Below are 18941 nucleotides of genomic sequence, written 5' to 3' on the forward strand. Positions count from 1 at the left end.
GCTAGGCCGCAGGCTCCGGTATAATGCCCGGCTTTTATCCCAGGGCCCTTGTAACTTGGGGGTAGGGTAAAAGCCGCTTACGCATTTTCGGGTGTCGCCAGCGGGTTTTTCGTCCAGCCTGTGCCCAGGATGGTTCTGCGATTTTTGGAGTTTTTATGCTCGAACAGGCTCAGCGCGTCCTCAAGGACATCTTCGGTTACGACAGTTTTCGGGGTCGCCAGGGCGCGATCATCGAATGCGTGGCCAAGGGTGGCGATGCGCTGGTCCTGATGCCCACCGGCGGCGGCAAGTCGCTGTGCTTCCAGGTCCCGGCCCTGTTGCGCCCTGGCCTGGCGGTGGTGGTATCGCCGTTGATCGCGCTGATGGACGACCAGGTGGCGACCCTCGACGAATTGGGCGTGGCCGCCGCTTCGCTGAACTCGACCCTCAGCGCCGAGCAGCAACGCGAACTGGCCGGGCGTATCCGCCGCGGCGAAGTGAAGATGCTCTACCTGGCTCCCGAGCGCCTGGTGCAGCCGCGCATGCTCGATTTCCTGCGTACCCTCGACATCGCCCTGTTTGCCATCGACGAGGCCCACTGTGTGTCGCAGTGGGGCCATGACTTCCGTCCCGAGTACCTGCAACTGGGGCAACTGGCCGAACTGTTCCCCAATGTGCCGCGCATTGCCCTGACCGCCACCGCGGACATGCGCACCCGTGAAGAGATCGTCACCCGCCTGCACCTGCAGAACGCCGAGCGCTTCCTGTCGAGCTTCGACCGGCCGAACATCTTCTACCGCATCGTGCCCAAGGAGCAGCCGCGCAAGCAGTTGCTGGCGTTCCTCGGCGAGCGGCGCGGCAACGCCGGTATCGTCTACTGCCTGTCGCGCAAGAAGGTCGACGACGTCGCCGCCTACCTGTGCGAGCAGGGCTTCCCGGCCTTGCCTTACCATGCCGGCCTGCCTGCCGAGACCCGCGCCTCCAACCAGCGGCGCTTTCTCAACGAGGAAGGCCTGATCATGGTCGCCACCATTGCCTTCGGCATGGGCATCGACAAGCCCAACGTACGCTTCGTTGCTCACCTCGACCTGCCCAAGTCGCTCGAGGCCTACTACCAGGAAACCGGCCGCGCCGGTCGTGACGGCCTGCCTGCCGATGCCTGGATGGCCTACGGCCTGCAAGACATGGTAATGCTCAAGCAGATGCTGCAAAACTCTGAAGGCGACGAGCGCCACAAGCGCATTGAGCAACACAAGCTCGATGCCATGCTCGCCTTGTGTGAAGAAACCCGCTGCCGCCGCCAGACCCTGCTCAACTACTTCGACGAAGAGTTGCCGCAGCCGTGCGGCCATTGCGACAACTGCATCGATGGCGTGCAGACCTGGGATGCCACCGAGCCTGCGCGCCAGGCGCTGTCGGCGGTGTATCGCACCGGTCAGCGCTATGGCGTCGGCCACCTGGTAGATGTACTGCTGGGGCGCGACAACGAAAAGATCCGCAATTTCGGCCACGAGAAACTGGCCGTGTACGGCGTTGGCAAGGACCGCTCCGAGCACGACTGGCGTTCGCTGTTCCGCCAGTTGGTCGCCCGCGGCCTGGCCGACATCGACCTCGAAGGTTACGGCGGCCTGCGCCTGTCCGACACGTGCCGGCCGTTGCTGCGCGGTGAAGTCAGCCTCGAGCTGCGTAAAGATCTCAAGCCACAAACCAGCAGCAAGGGTGGCAGCAGCAGTGGCGGCAGCCCGGCCAGCCAGCTGGTGCGTGGCGAAGAGCGCGAACAATGGGAAGCCCTGCGTGCGTTGCGCCGCAAGCTCGCGGAAGAGCACGGTGTACCGCCGTATGTGATCTTCCCCGATTCGACCCTGCTGGAGATGCTGCGCAGCCAGCCCACCAGCCTCAGCGAGATGGGCCGGGTCAGCGGCGTCGGTGCGCGCAAGCTCGAGCGTTACGGCGAAGCCTTCCTCGAAGTGCTGGGTGGCGGCGTCGAAGCGCCAAAGATCGTCACCGACCTGCGCCACGAACTGGTCAGCCTGGCCCGCGCCGGCATGACTCCGATGCAGATCGCCGGGCAGCTGAACTGCAGCGAAAAGAACGTCTACAGCCTGCTTGCCGAGGCCATTGGCCGCCAGGAGCTGTCGCTGGACCAGGCCCTGGACCTGCCGGAAGACCTGCTGGGCGAAGTTCAGGATGCCTTCCTCGATGGTGAAGGCGAGTTGCCGCCGGTGTCGGCGATTGCCGAGCAGTTTGGCGGGCGAGTGCCTGAAGGTGTTTTGTATTGCGTACGGGCCGCGCTGGCTGCCGAATTCGAGATGTAAAACCGGCCTTGTCATCATTTATAACGATTATCGAAGCACCGCCAGCCGTATGAGCCTTGCCTGCGGCTCACGGTCATGGTTAGCTGACTAATAATTAGTTCTGATGATGAGTTTCTCTATGCCGTTGACCGACCAACACAAATTCGGGATGCAGCTGGCACACATGTCCCGCGGCTGGCGCGCCGAACTGGATCGCCGCCTGGCCGGGCTGAACCTGTCCCAGGCCCGCTGGCTGGTGCTGCTGCACCTGGCTCGTTTCGATGAGGCGCCGACCCAGCGCGAGCTGGCCCAGAGTGTCGGCGTCGAGGGGCCGACCCTGGCCCGCTTGCTCGATAGCCTGGAAACCCAGGGGCTGGTGCGCCGTCAGGCGGTGCTCGAAGACCGACGGGCGAAAAAAATCCTCCTCTGCCCACCGGCCAAGCCTTTGATCGACCAGATCGAAACCATTGCCAACGCCTTGCGCGCCGAGCTGTTCGTCGGTGTTGACGAAGAGGACATGCGCATTTGCATGCGCGTCCATGCGCGGATCCTGGCCAACCTGGAAAAGTCCTGATCCTGCTCAGAAGGTGTGACCCAGGTTCAGGTACATCGCCTTCTGATTCTCGCTGTTGGCCCCGTAGCTGAAGTTCAGCGGCCCCAGGGGCGTCTCGAAACCGACGAAGATGCTGGCTGCATTGATGTAGCCACTGTCGAACTCGTTGTCGTTGTTCCAGGCCCGGCCGCGTTCCAGCGAGCCGCCCAGGTACAACGGGAAGTCCAGTGGCAGGTAGGCGCGTGGGGTCAGGCGGCGGTAATAGACCACGCGCATCAGGCTGACGTTCTGTCCCGACACCGAGTCCTGGCGAAAGCCCGACAGCTGCCGCGCACCGCCGAGCACGAAGCTTGAGGTGACCACCTCGGCATCATCCAGGGTCCTGCCGTAACGACCGCCTACCACCCAGGTGTTGGGGCCGCTGCTCATGGCCTTGTCGATGTTCAAGTCCCACTGCCGGTAGCGCTGGTCAGAGCCAAGGTTGGGGTCGTACTGGCGCAAGGTCAGGTTGATGTCCTCGCCGCTATGGGGGAAGTAGACGTTGTCGAGGGTGTCGAACGAGTACTTGAGCTCGTAGAAGCCTTCGTTGAAATTGACCTTGGGCAGGTCCTGGTCGCCGATGCGCACCTCGGCCTGGCCCCAGGCCTGGCCGACGCCAAAGCGCACTTCGCCGTTGTTGCCGATCTGCCGACCGAAGTTGAGACCGAAGCCATAGCGCTCCAGACGGTATTCGGCAATCGGGTCGTCGTCCAGGGTCGCCTCGATGTTTTGCGAGCCGAGGTCAATGTATGGCGCGATGAAATAGCGCGAGCCGGCATCCAGCGGCTGGTAGAACTCGCTGTACAGCTCTTGCTGGTCGCCGATCTGCGCGCGGGTCAGCCATTCGGCGCCGAGGGAGTTGATGCCGTTGACCCGGTAGCTGGCACCGATGTTGAAGGCGCTGTCGCCGCGCATGTCGTCCGACAGGTTCAGACCCAGGCGCAGGTAGTCGGTGCCGCCGCGACGGCCACGGGCGTTGATCACCAGGGTGTTGTCGTCACCCTTGTGCACTACCCGGTACTGGACCCGGTCGAAGTAGTCGAGGCCGTACAGGGTGCCCATGTCGGTCTGCAGGCGGCCCAGTTCCAGTGGCTCGCCGATGGGTTGGCGAATGTAGTAGCGGATCACGTCGTCGCTGACTTTTGAATCGTTCTCGATGCGGATCGCGGTGATCACCGGTGTGCGCTGGCTCGGCGAGCGTGCGGCCAGCAGCTCGCCGTCGCTGGCCTGCGGGCGCTTGAGCACCGCCAGGCGTGCGTCCAAAGCGCGGGCGGCGCGGTAGCCGGCGTCGATCATGTCCTGGGCGCGGCCGAAATCGGTGACGCCAAAACTCGACAGCGGTGGCTGGATGAGAATGTCGTCGCGGTGCAGCGCTGCCAGTTGCTCTTCGGAGTTGCGTCGGGTCATCAGGGTGATCGACTGGTTGAGCACATCGACCACGGTTGCCAGCTGCTTGCGGCTGCGCAGCGGGGTGCCGATGTCGACGACGATGGCCACGTCCACACCCATCTCGCGCGCGACGTCCAGGGGAATGTTGTCGACCATGCCGCCATCGACCAGTAGCCGGCCATCGATCTCGACCGGGGCGAACACCGCCGGGATCGACATGCTGGCGCGAATCACCTGGGGCAGGTGGCCACGACGGAATACCACCTTTTCGCCGCTGGCGATGTCGGTGGCCACGGCGCGGAAGGGAATCGGCAGCTTGTCGAAGTCGCGGGTGTCGCTGGTGTGGGCGAGCATGCTTTCCAGCAGCAGCGCCAGGTTCTGGCCCTGGATCACCCCCAGCGGCAGGCCCAGGCTGCCGTCGTCGCGAAAGCTGAGCTTTTGTTTGACGAGAAAGTCGCGGTCATCCTGCTTGCGCCGAAACGGCACGTCCTTGCGCGGCGGCGCGTCGGACAGCGCCTGCTGCCAGTCGATGTTGAGGGCGAGCTTTTCCAGTTCGTCGATCTTGTAGCCGGAGGCGTACAGGCCGCCGACCACCGCTCCCATGCTGGTGCCGGCAATCGCATCGACCTTGATGCCCTGTTCTTCGAGGGCCTTGAGCACGCCGATATGGGCCAGGCCACGGGCAGCACCGCCGGAGAGCACCAGGCCGACTTTCGGTCGGGGCGCTTCGGCGGCCAGCAGCGGGAAGCAAACGAACATCAGCAGCAGGGATAACAGCAGGCGGTGCATCATGACTCTCGGAGCGAAGGCTAAAGACCGCTAGTATAAGCGCGCCCACCTGTCAGGAGACCTTCAGTGTATGTCCGCGCATAAACCGGAAATTGTCATTACCTACTGCACCCAGTGCCAATGGCTGCTGCGTGCCGCCTGGCTGGCCCAGGAACTGCTGAGCACCTTCAGCGACGATCTGGCGCGGGTGGCCCTTGAACCCGCCACCGGTGGCTCCTTCCGTATTACCTGCGACGGCGTGCAGATCTGGGAGCGCAAGGCCGATGGCGGCTTCCCTGAAGCCAAGGTGCTCAAGCAGCGCGTGCGCGACCAGATCGACCCGCAGCGTGATCTGGGCCACAACGACCGGCCCTGACCCTCAGCCCTCGGCGAGCGCCGCCTTGCCTACTTGATTGCCGGCCGCCAGGCGGCTGGAAATGACGATGGCGAGAATGATCAGCACACCGCCCATAAGCATGCGCAAAGTCGGGGTTTCGGCGAAGATCAACCACGCCATGGCGATGCCGTAGACCGGCTCCAGAGCAAACACCACGGCAGCGGTGCGCGCCTTGATCACCGCCAGGCTGGCGACGAACAGGCTGTGGGCGACGCCGGTACAGAACACCCCGAGCAGGCCGATCCACAGCCAGTCCATGGCGCTGACGCTGCCCAGCGCCGGCGCGGCCACCGGCAACAGGCACAGGGCGACCACGGCGTTCTGGCACAGTGCCGCCTGCACCGCCGGGATGCGCCCGGAGCCTGCACGGTTGGTCAATGACAGCAGTGAAAACAGCAGGCCTGACAGCAGCGACCAAAGCAGGCCGCCGGTGGCCTGGCTGGCCAGGTCGAAGTCCGGGGTTACCAGCACCAGGCCGATGCTCACCAGCAGCACCAGGACGATCTCGTTGGTGCGGATGCGCTCGCGAAACAGCAGGCCTTCAAGGATCACGGTAAAGGCCGGGAAGCTGGCAAAGCCGAGGGTGGCGATGGCGACACCGGCGACTTTCACCGAAATGAAAAAGCTCACCCAGTGCCCGGCCAGCAGTACGCCGCCGAGCAGCAGGCGGCGCCAGTCCTGGGCCTGCAGGGGCTGCCAGGCCTTGCGCGCAAAGCCTGCGAACACGGCCAATGCCAGCACGGCAAAAGCGGCTCGGCCGAAGACGATGATCGCCGGCGCGGCGCTGGCCAGTTTGCCGAATACGCCGGTCAGGCCGAAAAACAGTGCGCCGATGTGGAGGGCGCCGAGGGCAGTGCGGTGATTCATGGTGGTCCTTGTCAGAGAGCAGGGCAGCGGCGCCAGTTTACGGGGGCGGCGCTGGCGCTGTCTGTCGCGGTCCTCGCGTCAATTGTCGGCACAATCGCGGCGCAAGGCACCAGGCGTGCGGCCAAACGCCTTGAGCATGGCGGCGGCAAAGGCGCTTTGCGAGCTGTAGCCGACCTGGCAGGCGATATCGCCGATCGGCAAGCGGGTATCGCGTAGTAGCTGCCGCGCGCGTAGCAGGCGACGCTGGCGTACATAGTCCATGGGCGTGACCCCGCATTCAGCCATGAACCGCGCATGCAGGCGCGCGCTGGATAGCCCGGCCAGGCGCGCCAGGTCGGCCACCTGCAGCGGGTAGGCGGCGTTCTGCTCGATATGCGCATCGAAGCGGGCATAGGGCAGTGAGGTTGTCGGCGCAACGGGCGCCGCGCCGCCGTTCAGGCTGGCCAGCAGCAACACTGCACCTTGCTGGGCGATTAGCGGATCGTTGATCGGGCTGGCCGCCAGCCAGTCGACCAGTTGCTGTTGGCGAGTGTCCAGGCTCAACGGCCCGGCCCGCTCCAGCAGGCGCTGGCTGGCGTCCAGGTGCGCGCCCAGGCTCTGGCCCAGCCAGTTGTCGACCGGGACGTCCAGCACCAGGCAATCGCTGCCGACGGTACTGCCGCAGGTGTGATGGCGGCCAGCCGGGACCACCATCAGGTCCTGGCGGTCCAGCTGCGCGCCGCGGCCTTCGACCTCGAACTCCAGGCGCCCGCGCAGGCCGAACACCAGTTGCGGATGGTCGTGGCTATGGGCGATCAGGTCGTGGCGATAATGGCGCAGGGAAAGTATCGGGGCGCGGCTCATCGAAGGCTCCTCCGGCAATCGCAGCAGTGTACAGGCAAGCAGGCGGGCCGGGCATGTCATCAGACCGACACCGGGCGGTCATGTTCGATTCACCGCTGCTTGGCAAGCTGGCGCAAACCTTCCCGGAGCCTGCCGATGACCCGTGCCGAGCTTGTCAGACCCTCGCGCAAACAGCGCGTGCGCACCCTGTGGATCTCGGACGTGCATCTGGGCACCCGGGATTGCCAGGCCGAACACCTGTCGCAGTTTCTCAAGGGTTACCAGGCCGATCGCATCTACCTGGTCGGCGACATCATCGACGGCTGGAAGCTGCGCGGCGGCATGTACTGGCCCCAGGCGCACACCAACGTGATCCGCCGCCTGCTGACCATGAGCAAGCGCGGTACCGAGGTGATCTACGTGACCGGCAACCATGACGAGTTCCTGCGTCGCTACTCCAAGCTGGTGCTGGGCAATATCCAGTTGGTCGACCAGGCCGAGCACCTGACCGCCGATGGCCGGCGCCTGCTGGTGATTCATGGCGACCAGTTCGACGTGATCACCCGTTATCACCGCTGGCTGGCGTTCCTCGGCGATTCGGCCTACGAATTCACCCTGACCCTCAACCGCTGGCTCAACCACTGGCGTGCGCGCTATGGCTACGGCTACTGGTCACTGTCGGCGTACCTCAAGCACAAGGTCAAGAGCGCAGTCAGCTTCATCAGCGACTTTGAGGAGGCCATCGCCCATGAGTGCGTCAAACGCGGCTTTCATGGTGTGGTCTGCGGGCACCTTCACCATGCCGAGATCCGCAAGGTCGGCGAGGTGGATTACCTCAATTGCGGTGATTGGGTCGAGTCGTGCACGGCACTGATCGAGCACTGGGACGGCAGCATCGAGCTTTATCGCCTGGCCGACGCCCAGGCCGAAGCCGCCCGGCGCCAGGCCGGGCTGGAGGAACTGGTGGATTCAGGCAGTGGCGGCGGGTTGCTCTAGCGCGGCCTTGTAGATCGACTGCCGGGGCTTGGCGAACAGGCGCTGCAGCATCGGCTCGAAGAAGCTCAGGGGCAGGCTGTCGTAGCCCGGATCGAAGGCGGCGGCATCGTAGCGGGCACAGAACTCGATGGTTTGCTGGTACTGCGGATGGTCCTGGAATTGCTCGCGCAGGTGCCGGTCCATGCCCAGGTGATGGAAAAAGTAGTAGCCCTGGAACACCCCGTGTTTTTCTACCATCCACAGGTTTTCCGGGCTGATGAACGGCTTGAGGATGGCGGCGGCGATGTCCGGGTGATTGTAGCTGCCCAGGGTATCGCCGATGTCGTGCAACAGCGCGCAGACCACGTACTCTTCATCGCGCCCGTCACGCCAGGCGCGGCTGGCGGTTTGCAGGGAGTGGCTCAGGCGGTCGATGGGAAAGCCGCCGAAGTCGCCATCGAGCAGGCGCAGGTGCGCCAGGATGCGATCGGCCAGCTGGCTGGCATAGGCTCTGAAATCCTCGGCGATGATTGCCCAGTCCTGCTCGGTACCGTCCTGCATGTGGTTAAAGCGGGCTTGCTGGTTCATCGGCGCTCCGAAACGCGGGGTTTCAGGGCACTCTACCTGTACCGTTGGTCGGGGCAGTGGCCGCACGGGACGGGTTTCTGACCTTGCGGGCCGAAATCAGAAGCTGACCTTGCCGCGCAGCATGTCGCGGTACATGGCGAAGTCGCCAATCAGGCTGTACAGCGGGTGCTTGAAGGTGGCGGGGCGGTTTTTCTCGAAGAAGAAGTGCCCGACCCAGGCAAAGCCGTAACCGGCAAAGGGCAGGGCCAGCAGCAGCAACCAGTTGCCGCTGCCCAGGGCAAAGGCGAGTACGGCGATGACCAGGCTGGTACCGACGAAATGCAGGCGCCGGCAGGTGGGGTTACTGTGCTCGCCGAGGTAATAGGGGTAGAACTCGGCAAAACTGCGAAATTGCTGAGGGCTGTTCACGACACTGCTCCAGAGTCTGGTCAATCTGACGAAGATACACGGCGTGGAGCCTGATCTGAGTCTAGAGTGAGTAACACTACAGAGCAGTGACAATAGGCGCCAATTGAGTATCCTTTGAGATCGCCGCAGGAGCGGCTTGTCGGTAACAAAAGAAGCCAGCCATGAGCGAAAGAACCACGTCAGCAAGCTGGGCATCAGGGATCGTCAAGGCACTTGAACTGGAAGGGCTCGATTGCCGTGCCATGTTCAAGCAACTTGGCCTGGATTTCACCGCGCTGGACGACCCCGACGCACGCTTCACCCAGGACTCCATGACCCGCCTGTGGCAGTTGGCGGTCGACCTTTCCGGCAACCAGGCGATTGGCCTGAACATGGCGCGGGTGGTACGCCCGGCGTCCTTTCATGTGGTCGGCTACGCGCTGATGTCAAGCCGCACCCTGGCCGAAGGTTTCGAGCGGCTGGTGCGCTATCAGCGGATCATCGCCGAAAGCTCCGACCTGAGTTTTCGCCTTGAGCCCGACGGCTATGCGTTGATTCTGACCGTGCATGGCGATCACCTGCCACCCACCCGGCACAGTGCCGAAGCCTCGCTGGCCTGCGCCCTGGCGCTGTGCAGCTGGCTCAGCGGGCGAGTGATCCAGCCGCGTCGGGTGCTGGTCCAGGGGCCGCAGCCCAAGGACTTGGGCCCTTACAAGACCGCATTCCATGCCCCGCTGGTGTTCAGCGCACCCTACGATGCGCTGGTGTTCGAGCGCGCTGATATGGAGGCGCCGCTGCCGACCGCCAACGAGGCCATGGCCACCTTGCACGACCGCTTTGCTGGCGAATACCTGGCGCGCTTCTCGGAAAGCCGGGTTACCCATCGTGCGCGCCAGGTGTTGTGCCGGGTTTTGCCCCAGGGCGAGCCCAAGCGCGAAACCATCGCCCAGGCCCTGCACCTGTCGCAGCGCACCTTGCAGCGGCGCTTGCAGGAAGAGGGCACGAGCTTTCAGACGCTGCTGGACGATACCCGCCGCGAGCTTGCCGAGCAGTACCTGGCGCAAGCCAACATGACCCTGCTGGAGGCTGCCTATCTTCTGGGTTTCGCCGACCCGAGCAATTTTTTCAGGGCGTTTCGCCGCTGGTTCGATGTCACCCCTGGCGAGTACCGGGCGCGCTTGAACGGGGCCGTGGTGGCCCCGGTAGAGGATCCGCCGGTCAGTGACGCCAGAACGCCGGCATACATAGCACCAGCACCGTAATGATCTCCAGGCGCCCGAGCAGCATGCCGAAGGCCAGAATCCACTTGGCCGCATCCGGCAGGGTGGCGAAGTTGCCGGCCGGGCCGATGGTTTCGCCCAGGCCCGGGCCGACGCCCGATACGGTGCTGGCGGCGCCGGTCAGGGCGGTCATCCAGTCGACACCCAGCAGCGACAGGGCCAGGGCGATGACGCAGATGGTGATGGCGAAGAAGAACGAGAAGGTCAGGATCGAACGCACGATCTCTTCATCGAGGCGGTGGCCGTTGTACTTCTGCTTGATCACCGCCCGGGGGTGAATCAGCTGGTTCAAGTTGGCCTTGAGCAGGATGTAGGCCACCTGGAAGCGGAAAATCTTGATGCCGCCAGCGGTCGAGCCCGAGCAGCCGCCGACAAAACCCAGGTAGAAGAACAGCATCAGCGAGAAATTGCCCCACAGGCTGTAGTCGCCCAGGGCGAAGCCGGTGGTGGTGACCACCGAGGTGACGTTCAGGGCCACGTGGCGCAGGGCGTCGAGCCAGTGCAGGTTGGTGGTGGCCCAGTACCAGGTGCCGAGCACCAGCCAGGTCGCTACCAGCATCGCCAGCAAACCCTGGACCTGCTGGTCCTTGATCAGCGCCTTGCGGTTGCCGCGGATGGTCGCCACGTACAGGGCGAACGGCAAGCTGCCGAGGATCATCACCACCACCGCTACCCAGTGCACCGCCGGTATGTCCCACTTGGCCAGGGACTGGTCGGAGGTAGAGAAACCGCCGGTGGAAATCGCCGACATGGCGTGGTTGATCGCATCGAAGGCGTTCATGCCCGCCAGCCAGAAGGCCAGGGCGCCGAGGGTGGTGATGCCGATGTACACCAGCACGATCGACTTGGCGACCATGTGCGAGCGTGGCATGACCTTCTCGGAACGGTCCGAGGACTCGGTCTGGAACAGGCGCATGCCGCCGATGCGCAGCAGCGGCAGGATCGCCACGGCCATGGCGATAAAGCCGATACCGCCGAGCCAGTGCAGCAGCGAGCGCCACATCAGGATACCCGGCGACATGCTGTCGAGGCCGCTGAGTACGGTGGCGCCGGTGGCGGTAATGCCGGACATGCTTTCGAAAAAGGCGTCGGTATAGCTGATGTGCTGGGTCAGCAGGAACGGCAGGGCGGCGAAGATGCACACCACCAACCAACTGCTGACCGTCAGCAGGTACATGTCGCGCGGGCGCAGGTGCACGTGCTCGGGGCGGCCCTGGATGACCAGGGCCAGGCCTGCGATAAAGGTGATCATGCTGGCCCACAGGAACGACGGCAGGTCGCCCGTGCGGTCGAAGATCACCAGGGTGGCCATGGGCACGACCATGCTGATCGCCAGGGTGATCAGGAAGATGCCGATGATGAAACCAATGATCCTTAAGGTCGGCAACGCCATGTGATCTGCTCTGACTCAAAACGGAAGGGCGCCATTCTACCTATGGACCTTTTTAAGTAAACGCTAGAATAGCCCGACATTTATCCACAAGGGGTAGCCAATGGAGGCTCTCGACGCATTGCTCAACCGGGTTTCGGTTCCACGTCTGCTGGATCCGGCACCCAATGCCGCACAACGCGAGGCGCTGTTTCAGGCCGCCCTGCGGGCACCGGACCACGGCCAGTTGCGGCCCTGGCGCTTCCTGACGGTCGAGGGCGAGGCGCGGGCCAAGCTCGGCGAACTGCTCGCCGAAGCGGTCAAACTCAATGGCGAGACCGGCCAGGCGGCGCTGGACAAGGCCCGGGCCATGCCGTTGCGGGCGCCGTTGCTGGTGGTTGTGGTTGCGCGGCTGCAGGATCACTTCAAGGTGCCGCAGTCCGAGCAACGCCTGGCGGCCGGTTGCGCGGCCCACGGAATTTTGCTCGCGGCTCATGCACAGGGTGTTGGTGCGGTATGGCGTACCGGTGAGCTTTCGTACAGCAAGCATGTGGCCAAGGGATTGGGGCTGGCGGACAACGAAGAGATCATCGCCTTCCTGTACCTGGGTACTCCACAAAATGAACCGCGCACCGCGCCGGTGCTGGCGACGGCTGATTTTGTCAGTGCCTGGGAGTAGCAGCGGGGGGTAGGGCCTCATCGCGGGTCAAGTCGAGGCGTCGCACCGCCGCTCCCACAATGTAGGAGTGGGCTTGCCCCGCGAAGCTATATTGAGTCAGGCCTTGCCAGTGGCAACTCTAGCGTGGCAACAAACCCGCCCTGGGGATGATTGCCCAGGCTCAAGCTGCCGCCATGGCGCTCCGCCGCCTTGCGCGCAATGGCCAGCCCCAGGCCATGGCCTGCGGCACTCTGCCCGGGCGCCCGGTAGAACGGCTCGCCCAGCTGCGCCAGGTGCTCTGCGGCCACTCCCGGGCCATGGTCACGCACACTCAGCACTATCTTGTCGCTTTCGCGCACCCCGGTGATTTCAATCGGCTGCCCGGCCGGGTTGAAGCGCACGGCATTGCGCAGCAGGTTATCCAGCGCCCGTTCCAGCAGCGTCGGCCAGCCTTGCAGGTTGAGCCCGGGTTCATGCTGCAGCAGGATCTCCTGCTCCGGCGCGCCCAGTTGCGCGTCCTTGTGCACGGCGGCCAGCAGGGCATCAAGGTCCACCGGTTCGGCCCGTGCCTGTTCGGCATCGACCCGGGCCAGCACCAGGATCTCACTGATCAGCGCTTCGAGGCGGTCGCATTCGCGGGTCAGGCGCGGCCACAGGGCCTGGCGCTGCTCGGGTTCGGCGCGTTCGGCCAGGGCCAGGGCGATACGCAGGCGTGCCAGCGGCGAGCGCAGTTCATGGGAAACGTCACGCAATAGCTGGCGCTGGCTGCCGATCAGGCTCTGCAGCCGCGCACCCATGCGGTTGAAGTCGTTGGCCAGTACGCCGAACTCGTCACGGCGGTTGGCCAGGCGCGCCAGGCTGTTCTGCTGGTAGGTAGTTTGCCCCAGGTCATGCACGGCGCCGCGCAAGCGGCTCAGCGGGCGGGTGATCGACAGGGTCACCAGCAGGCTGAACAGGGTCAGCACCACCAGCGCGATGCCTAGGGCGCTCAACGGCCAGAGCAGGCTGTCGCGGTGCCAGGCATCCAGTTCCGGGTGCGGGATGCGGTAGATCAGCAGGTAGGTCTCGCCGCTGTCGGGGCTGGTGTATTCCTCGGTCAGGCGGCGCCACGGCAGGCGCCGGTCGTCGTTGTGGCGGCGCGCCTCGAAGGCGGCGGCGCGGCGCGGGAAGGTGCCGGACACGACGGCGTCGCCACTGTCGTTGAGCACTTGCACATCGATGTTGTAGCGGCGCTTGCGGTGTTCGAGGTAATGCTGGGCGTATTCCGGCCCTTGCTGTTCATAGCGCTGGGTCCAGTTCTTGGCCAGGGTATTGAGGCCCGGGTGGCGGCTGAGAATCCAGGCGTCCTGGTTCAGCATGTGCCCGAGCAGGATCGACAGCCCGGCAACCAGGGCGATGGCTAGCCAGAAACTGGCCAGGATGCGCCAGAACAATGAACGCAAAAGAGGCACCTCTAACGGAAAAAGCCCGGCCTGCTGGGGCAGGCCGGGCGGGTGGCTGACAGCTTACTGAGCCTTGTTGGCTTTTTCAGCTTTCCAGGCTTTGAACTCGGCCCATTCGGCGCGGCGTTCATCCTGCTTTTTCTTCATTTCGTCGAACTGTTTTTGCTGTTCGGGTTTGAGCAGGGCGCGAATCTCGGCCTGGGTCTTGTCCTTCTTGGCCTTGAGCTCGTCTTTCAGGGCCTTCTGGTCAGCGGCCGGCAGTTTTTCCAGGTAGCGCTGGGTGATTTCCTGACGGCTTTTCATCTGCTCGCCCATCAGCTTGCCGATCTGCTGGCGCTGTTCGCGGCTCAGGTCCAGCTGGGCGAAAGGCGCTCCACCGCGGTGGTGCTCGCCGTGGCGCGGGCCGCCGGCATCTGGCATGGCCATGGCAACGGTGGGCAGAGCAGCGGCGAACATCAGGGCGATAAGGGTCTTGCGCATGGTGACTCTCCTTTCTGAGGCCGGTCGTTACCGGATGTGCCCAGTCTAGGGAGATCAAGGTCAGCGGCGGTCAGGCAAGGGTAAAGCTTGGGTAAAGATGCCTGCGCGCCGTGCTGACATTACAGGCTGTAGTAGTAGCCGCGGCTGCGCAGGGCGACGATGCGCGGGCGGCCATCGGCGTGCGGGCCGATCTTCTTGCGCAGGTTGCTGACGTGCATGTCCAGGCTGCGGTCGTACAGGGTCAGCTTGCGGCCCAGGGCGATCTGCGCCAGTTCCTGCTTGTCCAGCGGCTCGCCGGGCTGGCGCAGCAGGGCTTCGAGGATGCGGCTCTCGGAGAGGGTCAGGGCCAGCTCTTGCTCGTCGATGCTGACCACGCCGCGGGCCGGGCTGAAGCACAGGTCGCCGATTTCCACCTGGCTCGGCGTCGCGTTGGGGTGGCTGCGGCGCAGCACGGCGCGCAGGCGGGCGGTGAGTTCACGCGGGTCGCAAGGTTTGGCCAGGTAGTCGTCGGCGCCCAGCTCCAGGCCGAGAATCCGGTCCAGCGGCTCACCACGGGCCGAGAGCATCAGCACCGGCAGTTCGGCGTGTTCGCTGCGCAGCTGCTTGAGCAGCTCAAGACCGCTGCCGTCGGGCAGCATCACGTCCAGCACGACGGCGGCCGGCGCCTGTTCGGCCAGCGCCTTGCGGGCGCTGTGGCCATCGTGGCAGGCACGTACCACGAAACCTTCCTGGGTCAGCCAGCTGCCGAGCAGCTCGCAGAGTTCCTGGTCATCATCAATCAGTAACAGCTCGCTCATGACTCACTCAATTCAACCATTGCCGACGCTTTCTGTGTCCGCCACTGGCAAAGATACCGCAGAGTGTTGCAAACAGGGCAACTGCGCCACCAATCAGGAACCATTGTTGCTGCTCGGTGATGAGTTTCGGCGCGGCGCTGGCCTGCAATTCCTTGAGTGCCAGCTTCAGTTTCTGGTTTTCCTGGCGCAGACGGGTGAGCTGGGCGCTTTCGCGTTCGCTGTCGGCGTTGTGCAGTTGCTGGACCAGGGTTTCGCGCAGGCGCTCGCTTTCTTTGAGGCGCTGTTGCAGCTCGGTGATCTGGCTGCCGGCACTGAGCGACAGCGGGGTGCTGGAGCCGCTGGGCTCTTCAGCCTGGGCCAATGGGGTCAGCAGCAACAGGCACAGCAGCAGGGACAACGGACCTTGACGCATCGGAACTCCTGATTCCATTGGATGGTTCAGGAGGTTGTCGGCCATCGGGCGAGAATAATGAGCATTTGCCAAGAGAAAGCTGCAAGGGGCGGTGCGCCGGCTTGGCCACCGCCCTGCGGCATTACGGCAGGACTTGCTTGAACGGCTTGACGATGACGTTGGCGTAGACGCCGGCGGCAATGTACGGGTCGGCGTCGGCCCAGGCCTGGGCGGCGCTGAGCGAGTCGAATTCGGCGACGATCAGGCTGCCGGTGAACCCGGCGGCGCCCGGGTCGTTGCTGTCAACGGCCGGGTGCGGGCCGGCCAGTACCACGCGGCCTTGCTCCTTGAGCTGCTGCAGGCGTTCGATATGCGCCGGGCGCGCGGCCAGGCGTTGTTCCAGCGAATCGGCTACGTCTGTGGCAATGATGGCGTAAAGCATGTCATTCCTCGTGCTTGGGAGTGGAAGGCGGAGTGCTCGGGTCGCTGTCGTGCAGGTGGCGGGACAGGTACACGCCCTGGGCCACCAGGAACAGTACGGTCATGCCCAGGCTGCCGAACACCTTGAAGTCGACCCAGAAGCTCTGGAAGGTGAAGGCAACGAACAGATTGGCCGCGCCACAGAACAGGAAAAAGCCGATCCAGGCGATGTTCAGGCGCGTCCATACCGGCTCCGGCAGGGTCAGGGCGTGGCCCATGATGCGCTTGATCAGCACCCGGTCGCCGATGAAGTGGCTGCCGGTGAAGGCCAGGGCGAACAGCCAGTTGACCACCGGCGCCTTCCATTTGAGGAAGGTTTCGCTGTGGAAGGCCAGGGTCAGGCCGCCGAACACCAGGCAGGCCACCAGGGTCAGCCACTGGCCTTTCTCCAGCTTGCGCTGGCGAAGGAACAGGGCGCCGTAGACCACCAGCGAGCTGATGATCAGCATCGCCGTGGCGCTGTAGATGCCGCCCAGTTCGAAGGTGTGCCCGGCGAATTCGACGGCACGCGGTTCAAGCTTGTAGACGATGAAGAACAGGAGCAGCGGGATGAAATCGATGAATTGTTTCACAGTGGCAGCCAGAAGCAGGATGTGACGGCATAATAACAAACATCAATGACAGCGAAAGCGCCACCTATGAATGTTGATCTGCACTGCCACAGTACGGCTTCCGACGGCGCCTTGTCGCCAACGGTTCTGGTCGCCCGGGCCCATGAGCACGGCGTGCGGATGCTCTCGCTGACCGACCACGACACCCTCGAAGGCCAGCTCGAAGCCCGCGCCGCCACCCAGGCCCTGGACATGCACTGGGTCAGCGGCATCGAGCTGTCGTGCACCTGGGGCGGGGCGACCATTCACGTGCTGGGCTACAACTTCCCCCTCGACGCCGCGCCGTTGCAGGCCGCCGTCGAGTCGCTGCACCGTGGTCGCTGGTTGCGTTCGGAAGAAATCGACCGACGGTTGGCACTCAAGGGCATGAAGGGCGCGCTCGACGGCGCGCGGGCCATCCAGCAGGAACTGGGCGACAGCGGCAATGCCCCGGCGCGCCCGCATTTTGCCGAGTACCTGGTGCGCGCAGGCTATGTAAAAGACCGCGCCGAAGCATTTCGCAAGTGGCTGGGGGCCGGCAAGCTGGGCGACGTGAAGCTGCACTGGCCAACCCTGGAGGAGACCGTCGAGACGTTGCGCCAGTCCGATGCCTGGGTCAGCCTGGCCCACCCGATGCACTACGATTTAACCCGCAGCAAGCGCCGCCGGCTGATTGCCGACTATATTCAAGCAGGCGGGCAGGCGCTGGAAGTGGTCAACGGCATGATGCCGGCCGAACAGGTAGGCACTCTGTCGATCCTGGCCCGTGAATTCGGTCTGCTGGCCAGTGCCGGCAGTGATTTCCATGGCCCTGGCACCTGGGGCGAGATCGGTGTCTACCGGCCATTGCCAGAGGACCTGCCACCACTGTGGCGCCGATTCAAACATGAGCAGCCTATCGCGGCAGTCTGAACAGGAAGAGAACGTGAGTCAGTTTTTCCAGATTCATGCGGAAAACCCGCAACCGCGCCTGATCAAACAGGCCGTCGAAATCATCCGCAAGGGCGGCGTGGTGGTTTATCCCACCGACTCCTCCTACGCCATGGGTTGCCAGATCGGCGACAAGAACGCGGTTGAACGGGTTCGTCGCCTGCGTCAGCTGGACAAGAACCACAACTTCACCCTGATCTGCTGCGACCTGTCGCAAATGGGCCTGTTCGCCAAGATCGACACCGCCACCTTTCGCCTGCTCAAGGCCCATGTACCGGGGCCGTACACCTTCATCCTCAACGCTACCCGCGAAGTGCCGCGCCTGCTGCTGCACGAAAAGCGCCGCACCATCGGCCTGCGCGTGCCGTCCAACCCGATTGCCCTGGCCCTGCTCGAAGAGCTCGGCGAGCCGCTGATGAGCGTCAGCCTGATCATGCCCGGCGAAGACCAGCCGATGACCGACCCCTACGAGATTCGCCAGGCCCTGGAGCATCATGTCGACCTGATCGTCGATGGCGGCTTTGGTGACCTGAAGGCCTCGACCGTGATCAACCTGGCGGGCGATGAGCCGGAAGTGATCCGCGTCGGTTGCGGCGACCCTGCGCCGTTCATGGTCGAAGCGTGAGCCAGGCGACTACCCCCGAAGCCAGTATCGACCCGCAAGCAGGCGCCCAGCAGGAACTGCCGCTGGTGCTGGTGTATGGCGAAGCCATGACCGAGATGCCGGTGGACCTGTACATTCCGCCGGACGCCCTGGAAGTGTTTCTGGAGGCCTTCGAAGGGCCTCTGGATTTACTGCTGTACCTGATTCGCAAGCAGAACGTCGACATCCTCGACATCCCGGTGGCGGAAATCACCCGCCAGTACATGGGTTACGTCGAACTGATGAAGACCGTGCGCCTGGAGCTGGCCGCCGAGTACCTGGTGATGGCGGCAATGCTTGCCGAGATCAAGTCACGGATGCTGCTGCCGCGTTCGGCCGAGGTCGAGGAAGAAGAGGCCGACCCGCGTGCCGAACTGATCCGCCGCCTGCAGGAGTACGAGCGCTTCAAGGTCGCCGCCGAAGGCATCGACGGCCTCAGCCGGGTTGGCCGCGAGGTCATCGTGCCGCGCCTGGACGCGCCGCAGGCCAAGGTGCGCAAGCTGTTGCCCGAGGTCAGCCTGGAAGAGCTGCTGGTGTCGATGGCCGAAGTGCTGCGCCGTGGTGATCTGTTCGAAAGCCACCAGGTCAGCCGTGAGGCGTTGTCGACCCGCGAGCGCATGAGCGAAGTGCTTGAGCGCCTCAAGGGCGGCGGCTTCGTGCCCTTCGTCGAGCTGTTCAGCGCCGAGGAGGGCAAGCTCGGGGTGGTGGTGACCTTCATGGCGATTCTCGAACTGGTCAAGGAATCCTTGATCGAACTGGTGCAAAATGAGCCCTTTGCGCCGATCCATGTCCGCGCCCGCGCCGAGTAACAACTGAGCAAGCC

Annotated in this window: 21 protein-coding genes; 9 read left to right on the plus strand and 12 right to left on the minus strand. The window is 64.2% G+C overall.

Annotated elements, in window-relative coordinates:
• Positions 1 to 155 precede the first annotated feature (155 nt).
• The gene (recQ, locus tag LOY34_RS07165) at positions 156 to 2294 is read left to right on the plus strand and encodes a DNA helicase RecQ (protein WP_045200081.1); all 2139 of its coding nucleotides are present in this window, start codon (positions 156 to 158) and stop codon (positions 2292 to 2294) included.
• A 118-nt stretch (positions 2295 to 2412) separates the two neighbouring features.
• Complete coding sequence (locus LOY34_RS07170; RefSeq protein ID WP_045200083.1) at positions 2413 to 2847, plus strand: MarR family transcriptional regulator; 435 nt, start codon at positions 2413 to 2415, stop codon at positions 2845 to 2847.
• 6 nt (positions 2848 to 2853) lie between these two features.
• On the opposite strand, the gene LOY34_RS07175 is transcribed toward LOY34_RS07170, so the two are convergent.
• Positions 2854 to 5043, minus strand: coding sequence for a patatin-like phospholipase family protein (locus tag LOY34_RS07175; RefSeq protein ID WP_195883333.1), 2190 nt, complete (start codon positions 5041 to 5043; stop codon positions 2854 to 2856).
• A 70-nt stretch (positions 5044 to 5113) separates the two neighbouring features.
• On the opposite strand from LOY34_RS07175, the gene LOY34_RS07180 reads away from it, so the two are divergent.
• Complete coding sequence (locus tag LOY34_RS07180; RefSeq protein WP_045200087.1) at positions 5114 to 5398, plus strand: SelT/SelW/SelH family protein; 285 nt, start codon at positions 5114 to 5116, stop codon at positions 5396 to 5398.
• A gap of 3 nt (positions 5399 to 5401) precedes the next feature.
• Here the strand turns inward: LOY34_RS07180 and LOY34_RS07185 are convergent, their stop codons facing one another.
• Together LOY34_RS07185 and LOY34_RS07190 are read right to left on the minus strand one after the other, a co-directional pair.
• Complete coding sequence (locus LOY34_RS07185) at positions 5402 to 6286, minus strand: DMT family transporter (RefSeq protein ID WP_045200089.1); 885 nt, start codon at positions 6284 to 6286, stop codon at positions 5402 to 5404.
• Positions 6287 to 6364: 78 nt separating this feature from the next.
• On the minus strand, positions 6365 to 7129 hold the full coding sequence (locus LOY34_RS07190; RefSeq protein ID WP_195883334.1) for a helix-turn-helix transcriptional regulator: 765 nt from the start codon (positions 7127 to 7129) through the stop codon (positions 6365 to 6367).
• Between the two features lie 135 nt (positions 7130 to 7264).
• Between LOY34_RS07190 and LOY34_RS07195 the strand changes: the two genes are divergently transcribed.
• Entirely contained in the window at positions 7265 to 8104 is an 840-nt protein-coding gene (locus tag LOY34_RS07195; RefSeq protein ID WP_258664473.1) for a UDP-2,3-diacylglucosamine diphosphatase, read from the plus strand.
• Here LOY34_RS07195 and LOY34_RS07200 read toward each other — a convergent pair.
• On the minus strand, positions 8078 to 8671 hold the full coding sequence (locus LOY34_RS07200) for an HD domain-containing protein (protein ID WP_195883336.1): 594 nt from the start codon (positions 8669 to 8671) through the stop codon (positions 8078 to 8080). The genes LOY34_RS07195 and LOY34_RS07200 overlap by 27 nt on opposite strands.
• 96 nt (positions 8672 to 8767) lie before the next feature.
• Complete coding sequence (locus LOY34_RS07205; RefSeq protein ID WP_093385834.1) at positions 8768 to 9079, minus strand: DUF962 domain-containing protein; 312 nt, start codon at positions 9077 to 9079, stop codon at positions 8768 to 8770.
• Between the two features lie 161 nt (positions 9080 to 9240).
• Here LOY34_RS07205 and LOY34_RS07210 point away from each other — a divergent pair, with 161 nt between their 5' ends.
• Positions 9241 to 10320, plus strand: coding sequence for an AraC family transcriptional regulator (locus LOY34_RS07210; RefSeq protein ID WP_045200099.1), 1080 nt, complete (start codon positions 9241 to 9243; stop codon positions 10318 to 10320).
• Here the strand turns inward: LOY34_RS07210 and LOY34_RS07215 are convergent.
• Complete coding sequence (locus LOY34_RS07215; protein WP_093385829.1) at positions 10277 to 11731, minus strand: TrkH family potassium uptake protein; 1455 nt, start codon at positions 11729 to 11731, stop codon at positions 10277 to 10279. The genes LOY34_RS07210 and LOY34_RS07215 overlap by 44 nt on opposite strands.
• Positions 11732 to 11831: 100 nt before the next feature.
• Between LOY34_RS07215 and LOY34_RS07220 the strand changes: the two genes are divergently transcribed.
• Positions 11832 to 12386, plus strand: coding sequence for a nitroreductase family protein (locus tag LOY34_RS07220; protein ID WP_195883337.1), 555 nt, complete (start codon positions 11832 to 11834; stop codon positions 12384 to 12386).
• An 86-nt stretch (positions 12387 to 12472) separates the two neighbouring features.
• On the opposite strand, the gene LOY34_RS07225 is transcribed toward LOY34_RS07220, so the two are convergent.
• From LOY34_RS07225 to LOY34_RS07250, 6 genes are all read right to left on the minus strand, one after another.
• Complete coding sequence (locus LOY34_RS07225) at positions 12473 to 13807, minus strand: sensor histidine kinase KdpD (protein WP_258664477.1); 1335 nt, start codon at positions 13805 to 13807, stop codon at positions 12473 to 12475.
• Between the two features lie 63 nt (positions 13808 to 13870).
• Positions 13871 to 14287, minus strand: a complete 417-nt coding sequence (locus LOY34_RS07230) for a Spy/CpxP family protein refolding chaperone (protein ID WP_045200107.1) — start codon at positions 14285 to 14287, stop codon at positions 13871 to 13873.
• Positions 14288 to 14406: 119 nt separating this feature from the next.
• On the minus strand, positions 14407 to 15084 hold the full coding sequence (locus LOY34_RS07235) for a response regulator transcription factor (RefSeq protein ID WP_045200109.1): 678 nt from the start codon (positions 15082 to 15084) through the stop codon (positions 14407 to 14409).
• 7 nt (positions 15085 to 15091) lie between these two features.
• Complete coding sequence (locus LOY34_RS07240) at positions 15092 to 15496, minus strand: translation initiation factor 2 (protein ID WP_258664479.1); 405 nt, start codon at positions 15494 to 15496, stop codon at positions 15092 to 15094.
• Between the two features lie 121 nt (positions 15497 to 15617).
• Positions 15618 to 15917 (minus strand): YciI family protein, encoded by a 300-nt coding sequence (locus LOY34_RS07245; protein ID WP_093385819.1) that lies wholly within the window; start codon positions 15915 to 15917, stop codon positions 15618 to 15620.
• A 1-nt stretch (position 15918) separates the two neighbouring features.
• Positions 15919 to 16527 carry a septation protein A gene (locus LOY34_RS07250; RefSeq protein WP_195883338.1) on the minus strand — a complete coding sequence of 203 codons (609 nt, stop codon included), beginning with the start codon at positions 16525 to 16527 and terminating at the stop codon, positions 15919 to 15921.
• A gap of 66 nt (positions 16528 to 16593) precedes the next feature.
• Here LOY34_RS07250 and LOY34_RS07255 point away from each other — a divergent pair, with 66 nt between their 5' ends.
• The 3 genes from LOY34_RS07255 to LOY34_RS07265 all read left to right on the plus strand — a co-directional run bounded on the left by LOY34_RS07255 (position 16594) and on the right by LOY34_RS07265 (position 18927).
• Complete coding sequence (locus LOY34_RS07255) at positions 16594 to 17457, plus strand: PHP domain-containing protein (RefSeq protein ID WP_045200118.1); 864 nt, start codon at positions 16594 to 16596, stop codon at positions 17455 to 17457.
• Between the two features lie 13 nt (positions 17458 to 17470).
• Positions 17471 to 18100, plus strand: coding sequence for an L-threonylcarbamoyladenylate synthase (locus LOY34_RS07260; protein WP_045200120.1), 630 nt, complete (start codon positions 17471 to 17473; stop codon positions 18098 to 18100).
• A gap of 128 nt (positions 18101 to 18228) precedes the next feature.
• On the plus strand, positions 18229 to 18927 hold the full coding sequence (locus tag LOY34_RS07265; RefSeq protein WP_195885965.1) for a ScpA family protein: 699 nt from the start codon (positions 18229 to 18231) through the stop codon (positions 18925 to 18927).
• Positions 18928 to 18941 lie beyond the last annotated feature (14 nt).

It is taken from the genome of Pseudomonas sp. B21-009 (genome assembly GCF_024749345.1).
Lineage (GTDB): Bacteria > Pseudomonadota > Gammaproteobacteria > Pseudomonadales > Pseudomonadaceae > Aquipseudomonas.

Coding starts and splice junctions, on each gene's coding strand:
- LOY34_RS07210 (WP_045200099.1), top strand. CDS start 9,241: ATGAGCGAAAGAACCACGTCAGCAAGCTGGGCATCAGGGATCGTCAAG.
- recQ (WP_045200081.1), top strand. CDS start 156: ATGCTCGAACAGGCTCAGCGCGTCCTCAAGGACATCTTCGGTTACGAC.
- LOY34_RS07255 (WP_045200118.1), top strand. CDS start 16,594: ATGAATGTTGATCTGCACTGCCACAGTACGGCTTCCGACGGCGCCTTG.
- LOY34_RS07180 (WP_045200087.1), top strand. CDS start 5,114: ATGTCCGCGCATAAACCGGAAATTGTCATTACCTACTGCACCCAGTGC.
- LOY34_RS07245 (WP_093385819.1), bottom strand. CDS start 15,917: ATGCTTTACGCCATCATTGCCACAGACGTAGCCGATTCGCTGGAACAA.
- LOY34_RS07200 (WP_195883336.1), bottom strand. CDS start 8,671: ATGAACCAGCAAGCCCGCTTTAACCACATGCAGGACGGTACCGAGCAG.
- LOY34_RS07235 (WP_045200109.1), bottom strand. CDS start 15,084: ATGAGCGAGCTGTTACTGATTGATGATGACCAGGAACTCTGCGAGCTG.
- LOY34_RS07215 (WP_093385829.1), bottom strand. CDS start 11,731: ATGGCGTTGCCGACCTTAAGGATCATTGGTTTCATCATCGGCATCTTC.
- LOY34_RS07185 (WP_045200089.1), bottom strand. CDS start 6,286: ATGAATCACCGCACTGCCCTCGGCGCCCTCCACATCGGCGCACTGTTT.
- LOY34_RS07170 (WP_045200083.1), top strand. CDS start 2,413: ATGCCGTTGACCGACCAACACAAATTCGGGATGCAGCTGGCACACATG.
- LOY34_RS07195 (WP_258664473.1), top strand. CDS start 7,265: ATGACCCGTGCCGAGCTTGTCAGACCCTCGCGCAAACAGCGCGTGCGC.
- LOY34_RS07175 (WP_195883333.1), bottom strand. CDS start 5,043: ATGCACCGCCTGCTGTTATCCCTGCTGCTGATGTTCGTTTGCTTCCCG.
- LOY34_RS07190 (WP_195883334.1), bottom strand. CDS start 7,129: ATGAGCCGCGCCCCGATACTTTCCCTGCGCCATTATCGCCACGACCTG.
- LOY34_RS07220 (WP_195883337.1), top strand. CDS start 11,832: ATGGAGGCTCTCGACGCATTGCTCAACCGGGTTTCGGTTCCACGTCTG.
- LOY34_RS07240 (WP_258664479.1), bottom strand. CDS start 15,496: ATGCGTCAAGGTCCGTTGTCCCTGCTGCTGTGCCTGTTGCTGCTGACC.
- LOY34_RS07230 (WP_045200107.1), bottom strand. CDS start 14,287: ATGCGCAAGACCCTTATCGCCCTGATGTTCGCCGCTGCTCTGCCCACC.